Annotated in this window: 10 protein-coding genes; 9 read left to right on the top strand and 1 reads right to left on the bottom strand. The window is 62.3% G+C overall.

What is annotated here, in order from left to right:
- Window positions 1-98: 98 nt before the first annotated feature.
- Together argE and argA are read left to right on the top strand one after the other, a co-directional pair.
- Complete coding sequence (gene argE, locus B4M43_RS19610) at window positions 99-1,241, top strand: acetylornithine deacetylase (protein ID WP_296269139.1); 1,143 nt, start codon at window positions 99-101, stop codon at window positions 1,239-1,241.
- A 124-nt stretch (window positions 1,242-1,365) separates the two neighbouring features.
- Entirely contained in the window at window positions 1,366-2,664 is a 1,299-nt protein-coding gene (gene argA, locus B4M43_RS19605; protein ID WP_296269138.1) for an amino-acid N-acetyltransferase, read from the top strand.
- A 131-nt stretch (window positions 2,665-2,795) separates the two neighbouring features.
- Here argA and B4M43_RS19600 read toward each other — a convergent pair whose 3' ends face one another.
- Entirely contained in the window at window positions 2,796-4,172 is a 1,377-nt protein-coding gene (locus tag B4M43_RS19600) for a glutamine synthetase family protein (protein ID WP_296269137.1), read from the bottom strand.
- A gap of 627 nt (window positions 4,173-4,799) precedes the next feature.
- Between B4M43_RS19600 and B4M43_RS19595 the strand changes: the two genes are divergently transcribed.
- The 7 genes from B4M43_RS19595 (at window position 4,800) to B4M43_RS19565 (ending at window position 13,157) form a co-directional block, all read left to right on the top strand.
- A complete protein-coding gene (locus B4M43_RS19595) occupies window positions 4,800-6,158 on the top strand; it encodes a glutamine synthetase family protein (protein WP_296269136.1) in 1,359 nt (452 codons plus the stop codon).
- Between the two features lie 46 nt (window positions 6,159-6,204).
- Entirely contained in the window at window positions 6,205-7,566 is a 1,362-nt protein-coding gene (locus B4M43_RS19590; protein WP_296269135.1) for an aspartate aminotransferase family protein, read from the top strand.
- Window positions 7,567-7,827: 261 nt separating this feature from the next.
- Window positions 7,828-8,925, top strand: coding sequence for a polyamine ABC transporter substrate-binding protein (locus B4M43_RS19585; protein WP_296269134.1), 1,098 nt, complete (start codon window positions 7,828-7,830; stop codon window positions 8,923-8,925).
- A gap of 160 nt (window positions 8,926-9,085) precedes the next feature.
- On the top strand, window positions 9,086-10,180 hold the full coding sequence (locus B4M43_RS19580) for a polyamine ABC transporter substrate-binding protein (protein WP_296269133.1): 1,095 nt from the start codon (window positions 9,086-9,088) through the stop codon (window positions 10,178-10,180).
- 57 nt (window positions 10,181-10,237) lie between these two features.
- On the top strand, window positions 10,238-11,380 hold the full coding sequence (gene potA / locus B4M43_RS19575; protein WP_296269132.1) for a polyamine ABC transporter ATP-binding protein: 1,143 nt from the start codon (window positions 10,238-10,240) through the stop codon (window positions 11,378-11,380).
- A 35-nt stretch (window positions 11,381-11,415) separates the two neighbouring features.
- Entirely contained in the window at window positions 11,416-12,297 is an 882-nt protein-coding gene (locus B4M43_RS19570; RefSeq protein ID WP_296269185.1) for an ABC transporter permease subunit, read from the top strand.
- A complete protein-coding gene (locus B4M43_RS19565; protein WP_296269131.1) occupies window positions 12,294-13,157 on the top strand; it encodes an ABC transporter permease subunit in 864 nt (287 codons plus the stop codon). Before B4M43_RS19570 ends, B4M43_RS19565 begins: the two co-directional genes overlap by 4 nt.
- Window positions 13,158-14,269 lie beyond the last annotated feature (1,112 nt).

Below are 14,269 nucleotides of genomic sequence, written 5' to 3'. Positions count from 1 at the left end.
GCCTCTACCGCTGCGCCGGGCCGTCGGTCAAGCCGGTAGCCTTGCCCCAGGGCCTGCCGCCGTGGTTATGATGGCCGCAGATCTTGAGGAGAGCGCGCATGCCACTGCCGTCGTTGAAAGAACAGTTCGCCGCGCTGATCGCCGCGCCTTCCGTCAGCTGCACCCAGCCGTCGCTGGACCAGTCCAACCGTCCGGTCATCGACCTGCTCGCCGGTTGGTTGGGCGACCTGGGCTTCGCCTGTGAAATCCAGCAGGTCACCCCCGGCAAATTCAACCTGCTGGCCACCCGCGGCAGCGGCCCGGGCGGCCTGGTGCTGGCCGGGCACAGCGACACCGTGCCGTTCGACGAGCAGCTGTGGCGCACCGATCCGCTCAAGCTGACCGAGCAGGACGGCCGCTGGATCGGGCTGGGCAGTTGCGACATGAAAGGTTTCTTCGCCCTGGTGATCGAGGCCGTGCAGCCCTTGCTGGCGCACGATTTCAAGCAGCCGCTGCTGATCCTCGCCACCTGCGACGAAGAAAGCTCCATGTCCGGCGCCCGCGCCCTGGCCGAAGCCGGGCAACCGCTCGGGCGCGCCGCGGTAATCGGCGAGCCCACCGGGCTGCGGCCGATCCGTATGCACAAGGGCATCCTCATGGACCGCATCGACATCCTCGGGCGCAGCGGCCACTCCTCCGACCCGAGCCTGGGCCACAGCGCGCTGGAAGCCATGCATGCGGTGATGGGCGAACTGATGGGCCTGCGCCGGCAGTGGCAGAACACCTACAGCAACCCACAGTTCTCCGTGCCCACGCCGACCATGAACTTCGGCTGCATCCACGGCGGCGACAACCCCAATCGCATCTGCGGCCAATGTTCGCTGGAGTTCGACCTGCGGCCTTTGCCCGGCATGGACGTCGAGCAACTGCGCGCGGCCATCGGCGCCAAGTTGCGGCCCCTGGCCGAGCGCCACGAGGTGAAGATCGACTACGCGCCGCTGTTCCCGGAAGTGCCGCCCTTCGAGCAGGCCGCCGACACCGAACTGGTGCGCCTGGCCGAGCGTCTGACCGGACACGCTGCCGAAGCCGTGGCCTTCGGTACCGAAGCACCGTACCTGCAACAGCTGGGCTGCGAGACCATCGTGCTCGGCCCGGGCGACATCCGCTGCGCCCACCAACCGGGCGAATACCTGGACATGTCACTTCTGGACCCGACCGTGCGTCTATTGCGGGAACTGATCCAGCACTATTGCCTGCACTAAACCACCCACCACCGTTTTTCGTCTTGCCACAAGGAGCGTACGCGTGACCGCAAGCCTGTTCCGACGATGATCCTGAACGCCGTTCGCATCCCCGTTCTCCGTCCACTTAGCCACAGGCCCCGTCATGCCCGAATACGTCAACTGGTTGCGCCATGCTTCGCCCTACATCAATGCCCATCGCGACTGCACCTTCGTGGTGATGCTACCCGGTGAAGGCGTCGACCACCCCAACTTCGGCAACATCGTCCACGACCTGGTGCTGCTGCACAGCCTGGGCGTACGCCTGGTGCTGGTGCACGGCTCTCGGCCGCAGATCGAAAGCCGCCTGGCCGCCCGCGGCCTGGCCCCGCGCTACCACCGTGGCCTGCGCATCACCGACGCGCCGACCCTCGAATGCGTGATCGACGCCGTGGGCGCGCTGCGCCTGGCCATCGAGGCGCGCCTGTCGATGGACATCGCCGCTTCGCCCATGCAGGGCTCGCGGCTGCGCGTCGCTGGCGGCAACCTGGTCACCGCGCGGCCCATCGGTGTGCTGGAAGGCATCGACTACGTGCACACCGGCGAAGTGCGGCGCATCGACCGCAAGGGCATCGGGCGCCTGCTCGACGAGCGCTCCATCGTGCTGCTGTCGTCGCTGGGCTATTCGCCGACTGGCGAGATCTTCAACCTGGCCTGCGAAGACGTCGCCACCCGCGCCGCCATCGAGCTCGGCGCCGACAAGCTGCTGTTGTTCGGCGCCGAACCGGGTTTGCTGGACGAGGGCGGCAAGCTGGTGCGCGAGCTTCGTCCGCAACAGATTCCGCCGCACCTGGCGCGGTTGGGTAGCGACTATCAAGGCGAACTGCTCGATGCCGCCGCACAGGCCTGCAAGGGCGGCGTGATGCGTAGCCACATCGTCAGCTATGCCGAAAACGGCGCGTTGCTGACCGAGCTGTTCACCCGCGACGGCAGCGGCACCCTGGTGGCGCAGGAGCAGTTCGAGATCGTGCGCGAGGCCACCATCGAAGACGTCGGCGGCCTGCTCGATCTGATCAGTCCGCTGGAAGAGCAGGGCATCTTGGTGCGCCGCTCGCGGGAAGTGCTGGAACGCGAAATCGAGCAGTTCAGCGTGGTCGAGCGCGAGGGCATGATCATCGCTTGCGCGGCGCTGTACCCCATCGCCGATTCACAGGCCGGGGAGTTGGCCTGTCTGGCGGTGAACCCCGAATACCGCCACGGCGGGCGCGGCGACGACCTGCTCGAACGTATCGAAAACCGTGCGCGGCAGTTGGGTCTGGACACGCTGTTCGTGCTCACCACCCGCACCGCCCATTGGTTCCGCGAACGCGGCTTCGCGCCCAGCGGTGTGGAACGGCTGCCGGCGGCGCGTGCGTCGCTGTACAACTTCCAGCGTAATTCGAAGATTTTCGAGAAGTCGATTTGAGGGTGAGAGACGCGAGCTACAAGAGGCGTTGATGCCGTCCGCTCCAGCTCCAGCGAGGACGCTTTGGCAACGCCCTCCACTTTATGCCACACAGCAAAACGCCGCCCCTGAGGGCGGCGTTTTCATTCGTATCAGACCGTGTGCAAGTACCAGTTGTACTCGAGGTCGGAGATGGAGTGTTCGAATTCCTCCAGCTCGCTTTCCTTGCACGCGACGAAGATGTCGATGTATTTCGGATCGATGTACTTGTTGAGGATCTCGCTGTCGTCCAGCTCGCGCAGGGCATCGCGCAGGTTGTTCGGCAGGCTCTGTTCGAGCTGCTCGTACGAGTTGCCTTCGATCGGCGTGCCGGGTTCGACCTTGTTGGTCAGGCCGTGGTGCACGCCGGCCAGCACGGCAGCCATCATCAGGTACGGGTTGGCGTCGGCGCCGGCCACGCGGTGCTCGATGCGTACCGCGTCGGGCGAACCGGTCGGCACGCGCAGGGCCACGGTGCGGTTGTCCAGGCCCCAGCTCGGCGCGTTGGGCACGTAGAACTGCGCGCCGAAGCGGCGGTACGAGTTCACGTTCGGGCAAAGGAAAGCCATGGACGCGGGCAGGGTCTCGAGCACACCGCCGATCGCGTGACGCAGCGCGGCGTTCTGCTCGGGATCCTCGCTGGTAAAGATGTTGTTGCCGTCTTTATCCAGAATCGAAATGTGTACGTGCAGCCCGTTGCCTGCCTGGCCCGGATAGGGCTTGGCCATGAAGGTGGTGTCCATTTCATGGTCGTAGGCGATGTTCTTGATCAGGCGCTTGAGCAGCACGGCGTAGTCGCAGGCCTTGAGCGCGTCGGGCACGTGGTGCAGGTTGACTTCGAACTGCGCCGGGGCGCTTTCCTTGACGATGGCGTCGGCCGGAATGCCTTGTTCCTTGGCGCCTTCGAGGATGTCCTGCAGGCAGTCGGCGTATTCGTCGAGGTCGTCGATCAGATAGACCTGGGTGGACTGCGGACGCTTGCCGGAAATGGGCGAGCGCGGCGGCTGCGGACGGCCGTTCACGTTCTCCTGGTCGATCAGGTAGAACTCCAGCTCGAACGCCGCGCAGATGGTCAGGCCCATGTCGGTGAACTTGCTCACCACTTGGCGCAACACTTCCCGCGGGTCGGCGAAGAAAGGTTCGCCTTCGATTTCGTGCATGGTCATAAGCAGCTGCGCGGTGGGGCGCTTCTGCCAAGGCTCGTTGGAGAGCGTGTCGGGGATCGGATAGCAGATGCGGTCGGCATCGCCGATGTCCAGACCCAGCCCTGTGCTTTCGACGGTCGAACCGTTGATGTCGAGGGCGAAGAGGGAGGCCGGCAGGTTGATGCCTTTCTCGTAAACCTTGTGGAGGCTGGTGCGCTCGATGCGCTTGCCACGCACCACACCATTCATATCTGCAATCAGAAGGTCAACGTAGAGAACCTCAGGATGTTCCTTAAGGAACGCGTTCGCTTCGTTAAGCTGAACGGCACGCGGGGGTACCGACATGATGCAACACCTTTGTTGTTAAAAATATCAATCAAGGGGGGCTTGCCAACTCAGTCAATCGCAAAGCGTTTACCAAGTCAAGCCAGGCCCCTGACGCCCTGAAATGGCTCATCTACGGCAGATTTGCTGCAATTTGGGGCTCGGCATTATGTGCCATTTTAGTCGAGAACGGATATAGCGCCCTCGGCGTATTCTATTTTTTACAGGGCAGTTGTATAAAAAAATGGACACCGCTAAGCTCCGACTCACCCAGAACAGAACAATACGAGGGTGTCATGGTCCGCTCCCGTCGACCTGAAAAATCCGTCTGCCCATCGTCGGCAGCGGGCTGGCACGTATGCGGCGGCACCGTTGCCAGACGAGCGCCAATGCGCTGCGCACTGACCACAATAGTTGACGTTGCCACTCGCTCGCCTCGCATCGAGGGCATGCGCTTTCCCTCTGCCCACAGGCACTACCTCGACGATGGCCCGTCATGCAGGCCGTTTTGCTTTAGCCATGCAGTACAGCCAGAATCAAAACGCAGGCCCGTCCAGGCGGTCTGATGCATCGTGCCGGCCTTCGCCTGCAGCCGCATGACCCCACCCTGCGCGTATTCGCCGGGTCATACCATCCTCTGAGGTATTTATGAGTAACAACCTCGACCAGCTCACCGATTGGTTGAAAGAACACAAGATCACCGAAGTCGAATGCCTGATCAGCGACCTGACCGGTATTACCCGCGGCAAGATTTCACCCACCAACAAGTTCATCGCCGAAAAAGGCATGCGTCTGCCCGAGAGCGTATTGCTGCAGACGGTGACCGGCGATTACGTCGACGACGACATCTATTACGAACTGCTCGACCCGGCCGACATCGACATGATCTGCCGCCCCGACGAGAGCGCCGTCTACCTCGTGCCCTGGGCCATCGAACCCACCGCCCAGGTGATCCACGACACCTACGACAAGAAAGGCAACCCGATCGAGCTGTCGCCGCGCAACGTCTTGAAGAAGGTGCTCAAGCTCTACGCCGACAAAGGTTGGCAGCCCATCGTCGCGCCGGAGATGGAGTTCTACCTGACCAAGCGCGCCGAAGACCCGGACTTCCCGTTGCAGCCGCCGGTCGGCCGCTCCGGGCGCCCGGAAACCGGTCGGCAGTCGTTCTCCATCGAGGCCGCCAACGAGTTCGACCCGCTGTTCGAAGATGTCTACGACTGGTGCGAATTGCAGGAGCTGGACCTCGACACGCTGATCCACGAAGACGGCACCGCGCAGATGGAGATCAACTTCCGTCACGGCGACGCGCTGCACCTGGCCGACCAGATCCTGGTGTTCAAACGCACCATGCGCGAGGCCGCACTCAAGCACAACGTGGCCGCGACCTTCATGGCCAAGCCCATGACCGGCGAGCCAGGCAGTGCCATGCACCTGCACCAGAGCGTGATCGACCTCGCCACCGGCAAGAACATCTTCGCCAACGACGACGGCAGCATGAGCGCGCTGTTCCTCAACCACATCGGCGGCCTGCAGAAATTCATTCCCGAAGCGCTGCCGCTGTTCGCGCCCAACGTCAACTCGTTCCGCCGTTTCCTGCCCGACACCTCGGCGCCGGTGAACGTCGAGTGGGGCGAAGAGAACCGCACCGTCGGCTTGCGCGTGCCGGATGCCACGCCGCAGAACCGCCGCGTCGAGAACCGCCTGCCCGGCGCCGATGCCAACCCCTACCTGGCCATCGCCGCCAGCCTGCTGTGCGGCTACATCGGCATGGTCGAGGGCATCGAGGCCAGCGCCCCGGTGGTGGGCCGCGGCTACGAGCGGCGCAACCTGCGCCTGCCGCTGACCATCGAAGATGCCCTGGAGCGCATGGAAAACAGCCGTGCCCTGGAGCAGTACCTGGGCAAGAAATTCATCGCCGGCTACGTCGCCACCAAGCGCGCGGAGCACGAAAACTTCAAACGCGTCATCAGTTCCTGGGAGCGTGAGTTCCTGCTGTTCGCAGTCTGATCAATCCTGGGCCGCTGCGGCGGCCCGTGGCCCAATGGAGAAGCACATGAGCGTCGTCAACCCGCAAACCCGTGAATGGCAAGCCTTGAGCGGCGAGCACCACCTGGCGCCCTTCAGCGACTACAAGCAGCTGAAGGCCAAGGGCCCGCGCATCATCACCAAGGCCAAGGGCGTGCACTTGTGGGACAGCGAAGGCCGGCAGATCCTCGACGGCATGGCCGGGCTGTGGTGCGTCGCCGTCGGGTACGGCCGCGAAGAGCTGGTGCAGGCCGCCGAAAAGCAGATGCGCGAACTGCCGTACTACAACCTGTTCTTCCAGACCGCCCACCCGCCGGCGCTGGAACTGGCCAAGGCCATCACCGAGGTGGCGCCGGCCGGCATGAGCCACGTGTTCTTCACCGGCTCCGGTTCCGAAGGCAACGACACCGTACTGCGGATGGTCCGCCACTACTGGGCGCTCAAGGGCAAGCCGCACAAGCAGACCCTGATCGGCCGAGTCAACGGCTACCACGGCTCGACCGTGGCCGGCGCGAGCCTGGGCGGCATGAGCGGCATGCATGCCCAGGGCGGCCTGCCGATTCCCGGCATCGTGCACATCGCGCAGCCGTATTGGTTCGGCGAAGGCGGCGACATGACGCCGGAGGCTTTCGGCACCTGGGCCGCCGAGCAGCTCGAGCAGAAAATCCTCGAAGTGGGCGAAGACAACGTCGCGGCCTTCATCGCCGAGCCGATCCAGGGCGCGGGCGGGGTGATCATTCCGCCCGACACCTACTGGCCGAAGATCAAGGAAATCCTCGCCCGCTACGACATCCTGTTCGTGGCCGACGAAGTGATCTGCGGTTTCGGCCGCACCGGCGAGTGGTTCGGCTCCGACTATTACGGCCTCAAGCCCGACCTGATGACCATCGCCAAGGGCCTCACTTCCGGCTACATCCCCATGGGCGGGGTGATCGTGCGCGACGAGGTGGCCAAAGTGATCAGCGAAGGCGGCGACTTCAACCACGGCTTCACCTACTCCGGCCATCCGGTGGCCGCCGCCGTGGGCCTGGAAAACCTGCGCATCCTGCGCGATGAGAAGATCATCGAAAACGCCTGCAGCGAAGCGGCACCGTATTTGCAGAAACGTCTGCGTGAACTGCAGGACCACCCCCTGGTGGGCGAAGTCCGCGGCCTGGGCCTGCTCGGCGCCATCGAGCTGGTCAAGGACAAGGCCACGCGCAGCCGCTACGAGGGTCAGGAAGCCGGGATGATCTGCCGCAACTTCTGTTTCGACAATGGGCTGATCATGCGCGCCGTGGGCGACACCATGATCATCGCGCCGCCGCTGGTGATCAGCCATGCCGAGATCGACGAACTGGTCGAGAAGGCGCGCAAGTGCCTGGACCTGACCTTGCAAGCGCTCAATTGAAGCCAGGCTTTTTCGGGCAGCGCTCAGCGAAATGGCACTAACCGCTTGGATTGCCCGTCTTGGTTGAAACGGCGCTGGTTAACTTGCCAGACTATGTCTGTAAGAAAAGCGCCGAATGAAGGTTGGTAAATACGAAGCTAGGCGCATCGATGCGCCTAGCTTCGAGCCACTCCGACCCTCGCTCGGCGTCTTTTCGGGCAACACCTGGTGACGTAGGGCTGTTGAACCACTGAACACGACAAAAAATCTGGAGCACTACACATGAAGAAAATGGGCAAGACGCTGCTGGCCGCTTCCCTGATGGGTGCCGTGGCCACCGCCGCCATGGCGGACGACAAGGTGCTGCACGTCTACAACTGGTCCGACTACATCGCCGCCGACACCGTGGCCAAGTTCGAGAAGCAGAGCGGCATCAAGGTCGTGTACGACGTGTTCGACAGCAACGAGACCCTCGAAGCCAAGCTGCTGGCGGGCAAGTCGGGCTACGACATCGTGGTGCCGTCGAACAACTTCCTGGCCAAGCAGATCAAGGCCGGCGTCTATCAGGAGCTGGACAAGTCCAAGCTGCCGAACTGGAAGAACCTCGACGAAGACCTGCTCAAGGCCGTCGGTGACGCCAGCGACAAGGGCAACCAGCACGCCTTCCCGTACATGTGGGGTTCGATCGGCATCGGCTACAACCCGGAGAAGGTCAAGGCCGCGCTGGGCGTGGACAAGATCGATTCGTGGGACGTGGTGTTCAAGCCCGAGAACATCGCCAAGCTCAAAAGCTGCGGCGTGAGCTTCCTCGATGCGCCGACCGAGATGATCCCGGCCGCGCTGCATTACCTGGGCAAACCGACCGACAGCAAGGACAAGGCCGACCTCAAAGCGGCCGAAGACCTGTTCCTGAGCATTCGCCCATCGGTGGCCTACTTCCACTCTTCCAAGTACATCTCGGACCTGGCCAACGGCAACCTGTGCGTGGCGGTCGGCTATTCGGGCGACCTGGAGCAGGCCAAGACCCGCGCCCACGAAGCGGGCGACAAGGTCAAGCTGGCCTACAGCATTCCCAAGGAAGGCGCCGGCACCTTCTACGACATGGTCGCCATCCCCAAGGATGCCGAAAACGTCGAGGCCGCCTATAAGTTCATGGACTTCCTGATGCAGCCGGAAATCATGGCCGAAATCACCAACGCCGTACGCTTCCCGAACGGCAACAAGGCCGCGACCCCGTTGGTGGACAAGGACATCACCAGCGATGCAAGCATCTATCCGTCGGCTGACGTGAAAAAGCACCTCTACGCGATCAGCGACCAGGACCAACCCACCCTGCGCCTGATGACCCGCAGCTGGACCAAGATCAAATCGGGCAAGTAGGCCCGTTGGGCACCCTCTGGGCCGGGCTTTTCCGGCCCGAGCGGTGAGCAAGGCACATGAACATTGCGGCAGCCAGCCTACACAGGTAAGTTGCGCGCCGGTTTAGCCTGCGCGGATGCGTTCGCCGTGACCCCAGGCACACTTTGCGAGGACCACCCACTTGTCTATTTCCATGTTGCGCAAGGCCCTGATGGCCGGCGCGGGGCTGACGCTGGCATGCAGCGTCCAAGCGGCGGGCACGGTACACCTGTACAACTGGTCCGACTACATCGGGCCGACCACGTTGGCGGACTTCGAAAAGGCGACCGGCATCAAGCCGGTGCAGGACGTGTTCGACTCCAACGAAACCCTGGAAGGCAAACTGCTGGCCGGCCGCACTGGCTATGACGTAGTGGTGCCGTCCAACCATTTCCTCGGCAAGCAGATCAAGGCGGGCGCGTTCCAGAAGCTCGACCGCAACCTGCTGCCCAACTATGCCAACCTCGATCCGTCGCTGATGAAGCGTCTGGAGAAGAACGACCCCGGCAACCAATACGCCGTGCCCTATCTGTGGGGCACCAACGGCATCGGCTACAACGTCGACAAGGTCAAGGCCGTGCTCGGCGTCGACAAGATCGACTCCTGGGCCATGCTGTTCGAGCCGGAAAACATGAAGAAGCTCTCGCAGTGCGGGGTCGCCTTCCTCGACTCGGCCGACGAAATGCTGCCGGCCGTGCTCAACTACATGGGCCTGGACCCCAACAGCAGCAATGCCAAGGACTATCAGGCCGCCGAGAAGAAACTGCTGGCCGTGCGTCCGTACGTGACCTATTTCCACTCCTCGAAATACATCACGGACCTCGCCAACGGCGACATCTGCGTGGCCGCCGGTTTCTCCGGCGACGTGTTCCAGGCCAAGTCCCGTGCCGAAGAAGCCAAGAAGGGCGTACACCTGGCCTACGCCATCCCCAAGGAAGGCGGCAACCTGTGGTTCGACGTGCTGGCGATCCCCAAGGACGCGCGCAATACCGAACAGGCCCATGCCCTGATCAACTACCTGCTCGAACCCGAAGTGATCGCGCAGGTGAGCGACTATGTCGGCTACGCCAACCCCAACCTCAAGGCCAAGGCCCTGATGGACCAGACGGTGGCCACCGACCCTGCCGTATACCCGGCGCAGGATGTGCTGGACAAGATGTTCGTCAACGCCGAGTTGCCCCCCAAGGTGCAACGTCTGATGACCCGCAGCTGGACCAAGGTCAAGTCGGGCAAGTAACCCTCTGGGCCCGCCCTGAAGTGGCGGGCCGTCACATCCTGTTGGGAGTTTCCATCCATGCCACTCGCCTCCGGCGCCCACAAGAAAGCCCTCGAAGGCGCCCAGCAGCCCAAGCAGGTGCTGGTCAAGATCGACCGGGTAACGAAAAAATTCGACGAGACGGTCGCCGTGGACGATGTGTCCCTGGAAATCCGCAAGGGCGAAATCTTCGCCCTGCTGGGCGGTTCCGGGTCCGGCAAATCGACCCTGCTGCGCATGCTCGCCGGCTTCGAACGCCCCACCGAGGGGCGGATCTTCCTCGATGGCGTGGACATCACCGACATGCCGCCGTACGAGCGGCCGATCAACATGATGTTCCAGTCCTACGCGCTGTTCCCGCACATGAGCGTGGCGCAGAACATCGCCTTCGGCCTGCAACAGGACAAGATGCCCAAGGCCGAGATCGACGCCCGCGTGGCCGAGATGCTCAAGCTGGTGCACATGACCCAGTACGCCAAGCGCAAACCGCACCAGCTCTCCGGCGGCCAACGGCAGCGGGTGGCCCTGGCCCGCTCGCTGGCCAAGCGCCCCAAGCTGCTGTTGCTCGACGAGCCGATGGGCGCGCTGGACAAGAAGCTGCGTTCGCAGATGCAACTGGAACTGGTGGAGATCATCGAACGGGTCGGTGTGACCTGCGTCATGGTCACCCACGACCAGGAAGAGGCCATGACCATGGCCCAGCGCATCGCCATTATGCACCTGGGCTGGATCGCGCAGATCGGCTCGCCGGTGGACATCTACGAGACGCCCACCAGCCGTCTGGTGTGCGAGTTCATCGGCAACGTCAACCTGTTCGACGGTGAAGTGATCGACGATGCCGAAGGCCACGCGCTGATCGCCTCGCCGGAGCTGGAGCGTGCGATCTACGTCGGCCACGGCGTCAGCACCTCGGTGGAAGACAAGCACATCACCTACGCCTTGCGCCCCGAGAAACTACTGATCACCACCACCCAGCCGACCTTCGAACACAACTGGTCGCGTGGCAAGGTCCACGATATCGCCTACCTGGGCGGGCATTCGGTGTTCTACGTCAAGCTGCCCAGCGGCAAGGTCGTGCAGTCGTTCGTGGCCAACGCCGAACGTCAGGGCGCGCGGCCGACCTGGGACGACGAAGTGTACGTGTGGTGGGAAGACGACAGCGGCGTGGTACTGCGCTCATGAAAATCCGCAAGCTCAAGCGAGCCTTCAAGCGCTTGGTGCCGGAGGGCCGGCATCTGGTCATCGGGGCGCCGTTCCTGTGGCTGTTCCTGTTCTTCATGCTGCCGTTCTTCATCGTGCTGAAGATCAGTTTCGCCGAAGCCGACGTCGCCATCCCGCCCTACACCGAGATCTATACCTTCGTCGAAGACAAGATCCAGATCGTGCTGAACCTGGCCAACTACGGCCTGCTCGGTGAAGACGAACTGTACCTGGCGGCCTACCTCGGCTCGCTCAAGGTGGCTTTCATCAGTACCCTGCTGTGCCTGTTGATCGGCTACCCGATGGCCTATGCCATCGCCAATGCGCGCAAGGACATCCAAACGGTCCTGCTGCTGCTGATCATGATGCCGACCTGGACGGCCATCCTCATCCGCGTCTATGCCTGGATGGGCATTCTCAGCAACAACGGGCTGCTCAACAGCTTCCTGATGTGGCTGGGGCTGATCGACCAGCCGTTGCAGATCCTCAACACCAACCTCGCGGTGTACATCGGCGTGGTCTATTCGTACCTGCCGTTCATGATCCTGCCGTTGTACGCCAACTTGGTCAAACACGACCAGAGCCTGCTGGAGGCTGCGTCCGACCTGGGTTCGAGCACCTTCAACAGCTTCTGGAAGATCACCGTGCCGCTGTCGAAGAACGGCATCGTCGCCGGCTGCATGCTGGTGTTCATTCCGGTGGTGGGCGAGTTCGTGATTCCCGAACTGCTCGGCGGCCCTGAGACCCTGATGATCGGCAAGGTGCTGTGGCAGGAGTTCTTCAACAACCGCGACTGGCCGGTGGCGTCCGCCCTGGCGGTGGTGATGCTGGCGATCCTGATCGTGCCCATCTTGCTGTTCAACCGTAGTCAGGCCAAAGAGCTGGAGGGCAGGGCATGAAACGTTTCGGTTTCTCGAAGCTGATGCTGGTACTGGGCCTGGTGTTCATCTACCTGCCGATGGTCATCCTGGTGATCTACTCGTTCAACGCCTCCAAGCTGGTGACGGTCTGGGGCGGCTGGTCGGTGAAGTGGTACGTGGGCCTGCTCGACAACACCCAGCTGATGGGCTCGGTGATGCGCTCGCTGGAGATCGCCCTGTACACCGCCGTGGCGGCGGTGGCGCTGGGCACGCTGGCGGCCTTCGTGCTCACGCGCATCACGCGTTTCAAGGGCCGCACGCTGTTCGGCGGCCTGGTCACCGCGCCATTGGTGATGCCCGAGGTGATCACCGGCCTGTCGCTGTTGCTGCTGTTCGTGGCCATGGCGCAGATGATCGGCTGGCCGCAGGAGCGCGGCATCGTCACCATCTGGATCGCCCACACCACGTTCTGCGCGGCCTATGTGGCCGTGGTGGTGTCGGCGCGCCTGCGCGAGCTGGATCTTTCCATCGAGGAAGCGGCGATGGACCTGGGCGCGCGGCCGTGGAAGGTGTTCCTGCTGATCACCATCCCGATGATCGCACCGTCGCTGGCGGCGGGCGGCATGATGTCGTTCGCGCTGTCGCTGGACGACCTGGTGCTGGCGAGCTTCGTTTCCGGGCCGGGTTCGACGACCTTGCCAATGGAAGTGTTCTCGGCGGTGCGCCTGGGCGTGAAGCCGGAGATCAACGCGGTGGCGAGTCTGATTCTGCTGTCGGTGTCGCTGGTGACCTTCCTGGTCTGGTACTTCAGCCGCCAAGCCGAAGAGCGGCGGCGCAAGGCGGTGCAGTTGGCGATCGAAGAAAACGCTATGGCAAATACCGGTCAGGCAAAGGCCTAGAGGCTGAAGCGGTAGCTGTATCGTCTTGCTCGGAACCCTTCGCGGGCAGGCCTGCGAGGGGTTCGATGCTGTTACCAGACATCTTCCCCCTGGGCAGCACTTCAATGTCTGTTTTTCATGCGCGTCGATATTCCCACCCGAAGTGTTACTGGCATTTTTGCCAGTTTGCATTGACTTGTTTTCAGCTCAGGCTCCCCGTTGAATAAGCCGTCTGTAATGGCGTTGGAAAAATGACTCAGGGTGGGACTGTAATGAGCACTGGGAAAAACAATAAAGCGGGGACTGGGAAGCTTACAAGCTATACGGTTCATGGGTATGCAGTTATCGCTGAGCGTAAGAGTGCCCTTCGTTATGCGGGCGAATATGGGTTGGATCGCGTCTACCTTTTGGGCAACGGTTTTCGAGCCTACAGCCCGACGTTGATGCGTTTTTTTCCTCGGACGCTTACAGCCCCTTCGAATCGGGCGGCGTGAACGCGTACGCTTACTGCTCGGGAGATCCGATAAATTTTTCCGACTCGAGTGGGCAAGCGCGACACAGAATTGCCCACGTACCTAAAGCCAAAAAGGTCGAACCCTCGCTGGGAAGGCCTGGCGGTAACGTGCAGCCACCGACGATTCAGCAAGATCGACTGCCCGCCAGAAATGAACAACCGACGCCTCGTCTTGATCCTGCAGGGCCTCGAAGACGTGGTACGGAAACCGACCCTGTCGACCCAAGAACACGCTACCGCCAGAACATAGGTCTACGGGAGGACAGTATCGACCCGCGAAAAAACAGGCGTGGGCAGGCGGCGATTACAGCGTCCGAAGCCGAGGTTTTGCATGATTTCAATAAAGTGAGTACAAGGGTTTTTGACCACTTAAATATTAATAAAAGCCGACTCGCGCGCTTCATCGTTATCGAGGAAAAACTTAGTGGGGGAAATCCATTTGAGTCGCTACGTAGGGCGTTCCCTAAAATGCCCAACAGAGAAATTGAGTACATAACCAACTCGATAGGGCGTCAATTGGCCCAGATCAGATCGGGGCGGTAACAGTCTGGCATTCTTGGCATGAAACAACTCGGACCGCGCGGGCTGCCAGACCGTATCGCGACGGCGTACGACCCTG

Source organism: Pseudomonas sp. UBA6562, from assembly GCF_002434265.1.
Lineage (GTDB): Bacteria > Pseudomonadota > Gammaproteobacteria > Pseudomonadales > Pseudomonadaceae > Aquipseudomonas.
This window is presented reverse-complemented; position numbering and strand designations above follow the sequence as displayed.

Excerpts from the sequence above, each read along its gene's own strand:
- argE (WP_296269139.1), top strand. The coding sequence starts at position 99 with ATGCCACTGCCGTCGTTGAAAGAACAGTTCGCCGCGCTGATCGCCGCG.
- argA (WP_296269138.1), top strand. The coding sequence starts at position 1,366 with ATGCCCGAATACGTCAACTGGTTGCGCCATGCTTCGCCCTACATCAAT.
- B4M43_RS19600 (WP_296269137.1), bottom strand. The coding sequence starts at position 4,172 with ATGTCGGTACCCCCGCGTGCCGTTCAGCTTAACGAAGCGAACGCGTTC.
- B4M43_RS19595 (WP_296269136.1), top strand. The coding sequence starts at position 4,800 with ATGAGTAACAACCTCGACCAGCTCACCGATTGGTTGAAAGAACACAAG.
- B4M43_RS19590 (WP_296269135.1), top strand. The coding sequence starts at position 6,205 with ATGAGCGTCGTCAACCCGCAAACCCGTGAATGGCAAGCCTTGAGCGGC.
- B4M43_RS19585 (WP_296269134.1), top strand. The coding sequence starts at position 7,828 with ATGAAGAAAATGGGCAAGACGCTGCTGGCCGCTTCCCTGATGGGTGCC.
- potA (WP_296269132.1), top strand. The coding sequence starts at position 10,238 with ATGCCACTCGCCTCCGGCGCCCACAAGAAAGCCCTCGAAGGCGCCCAG.
- B4M43_RS19565 (WP_296269131.1), top strand. The coding sequence starts at position 12,294 with ATGAAACGTTTCGGTTTCTCGAAGCTGATGCTGGTACTGGGCCTGGTG.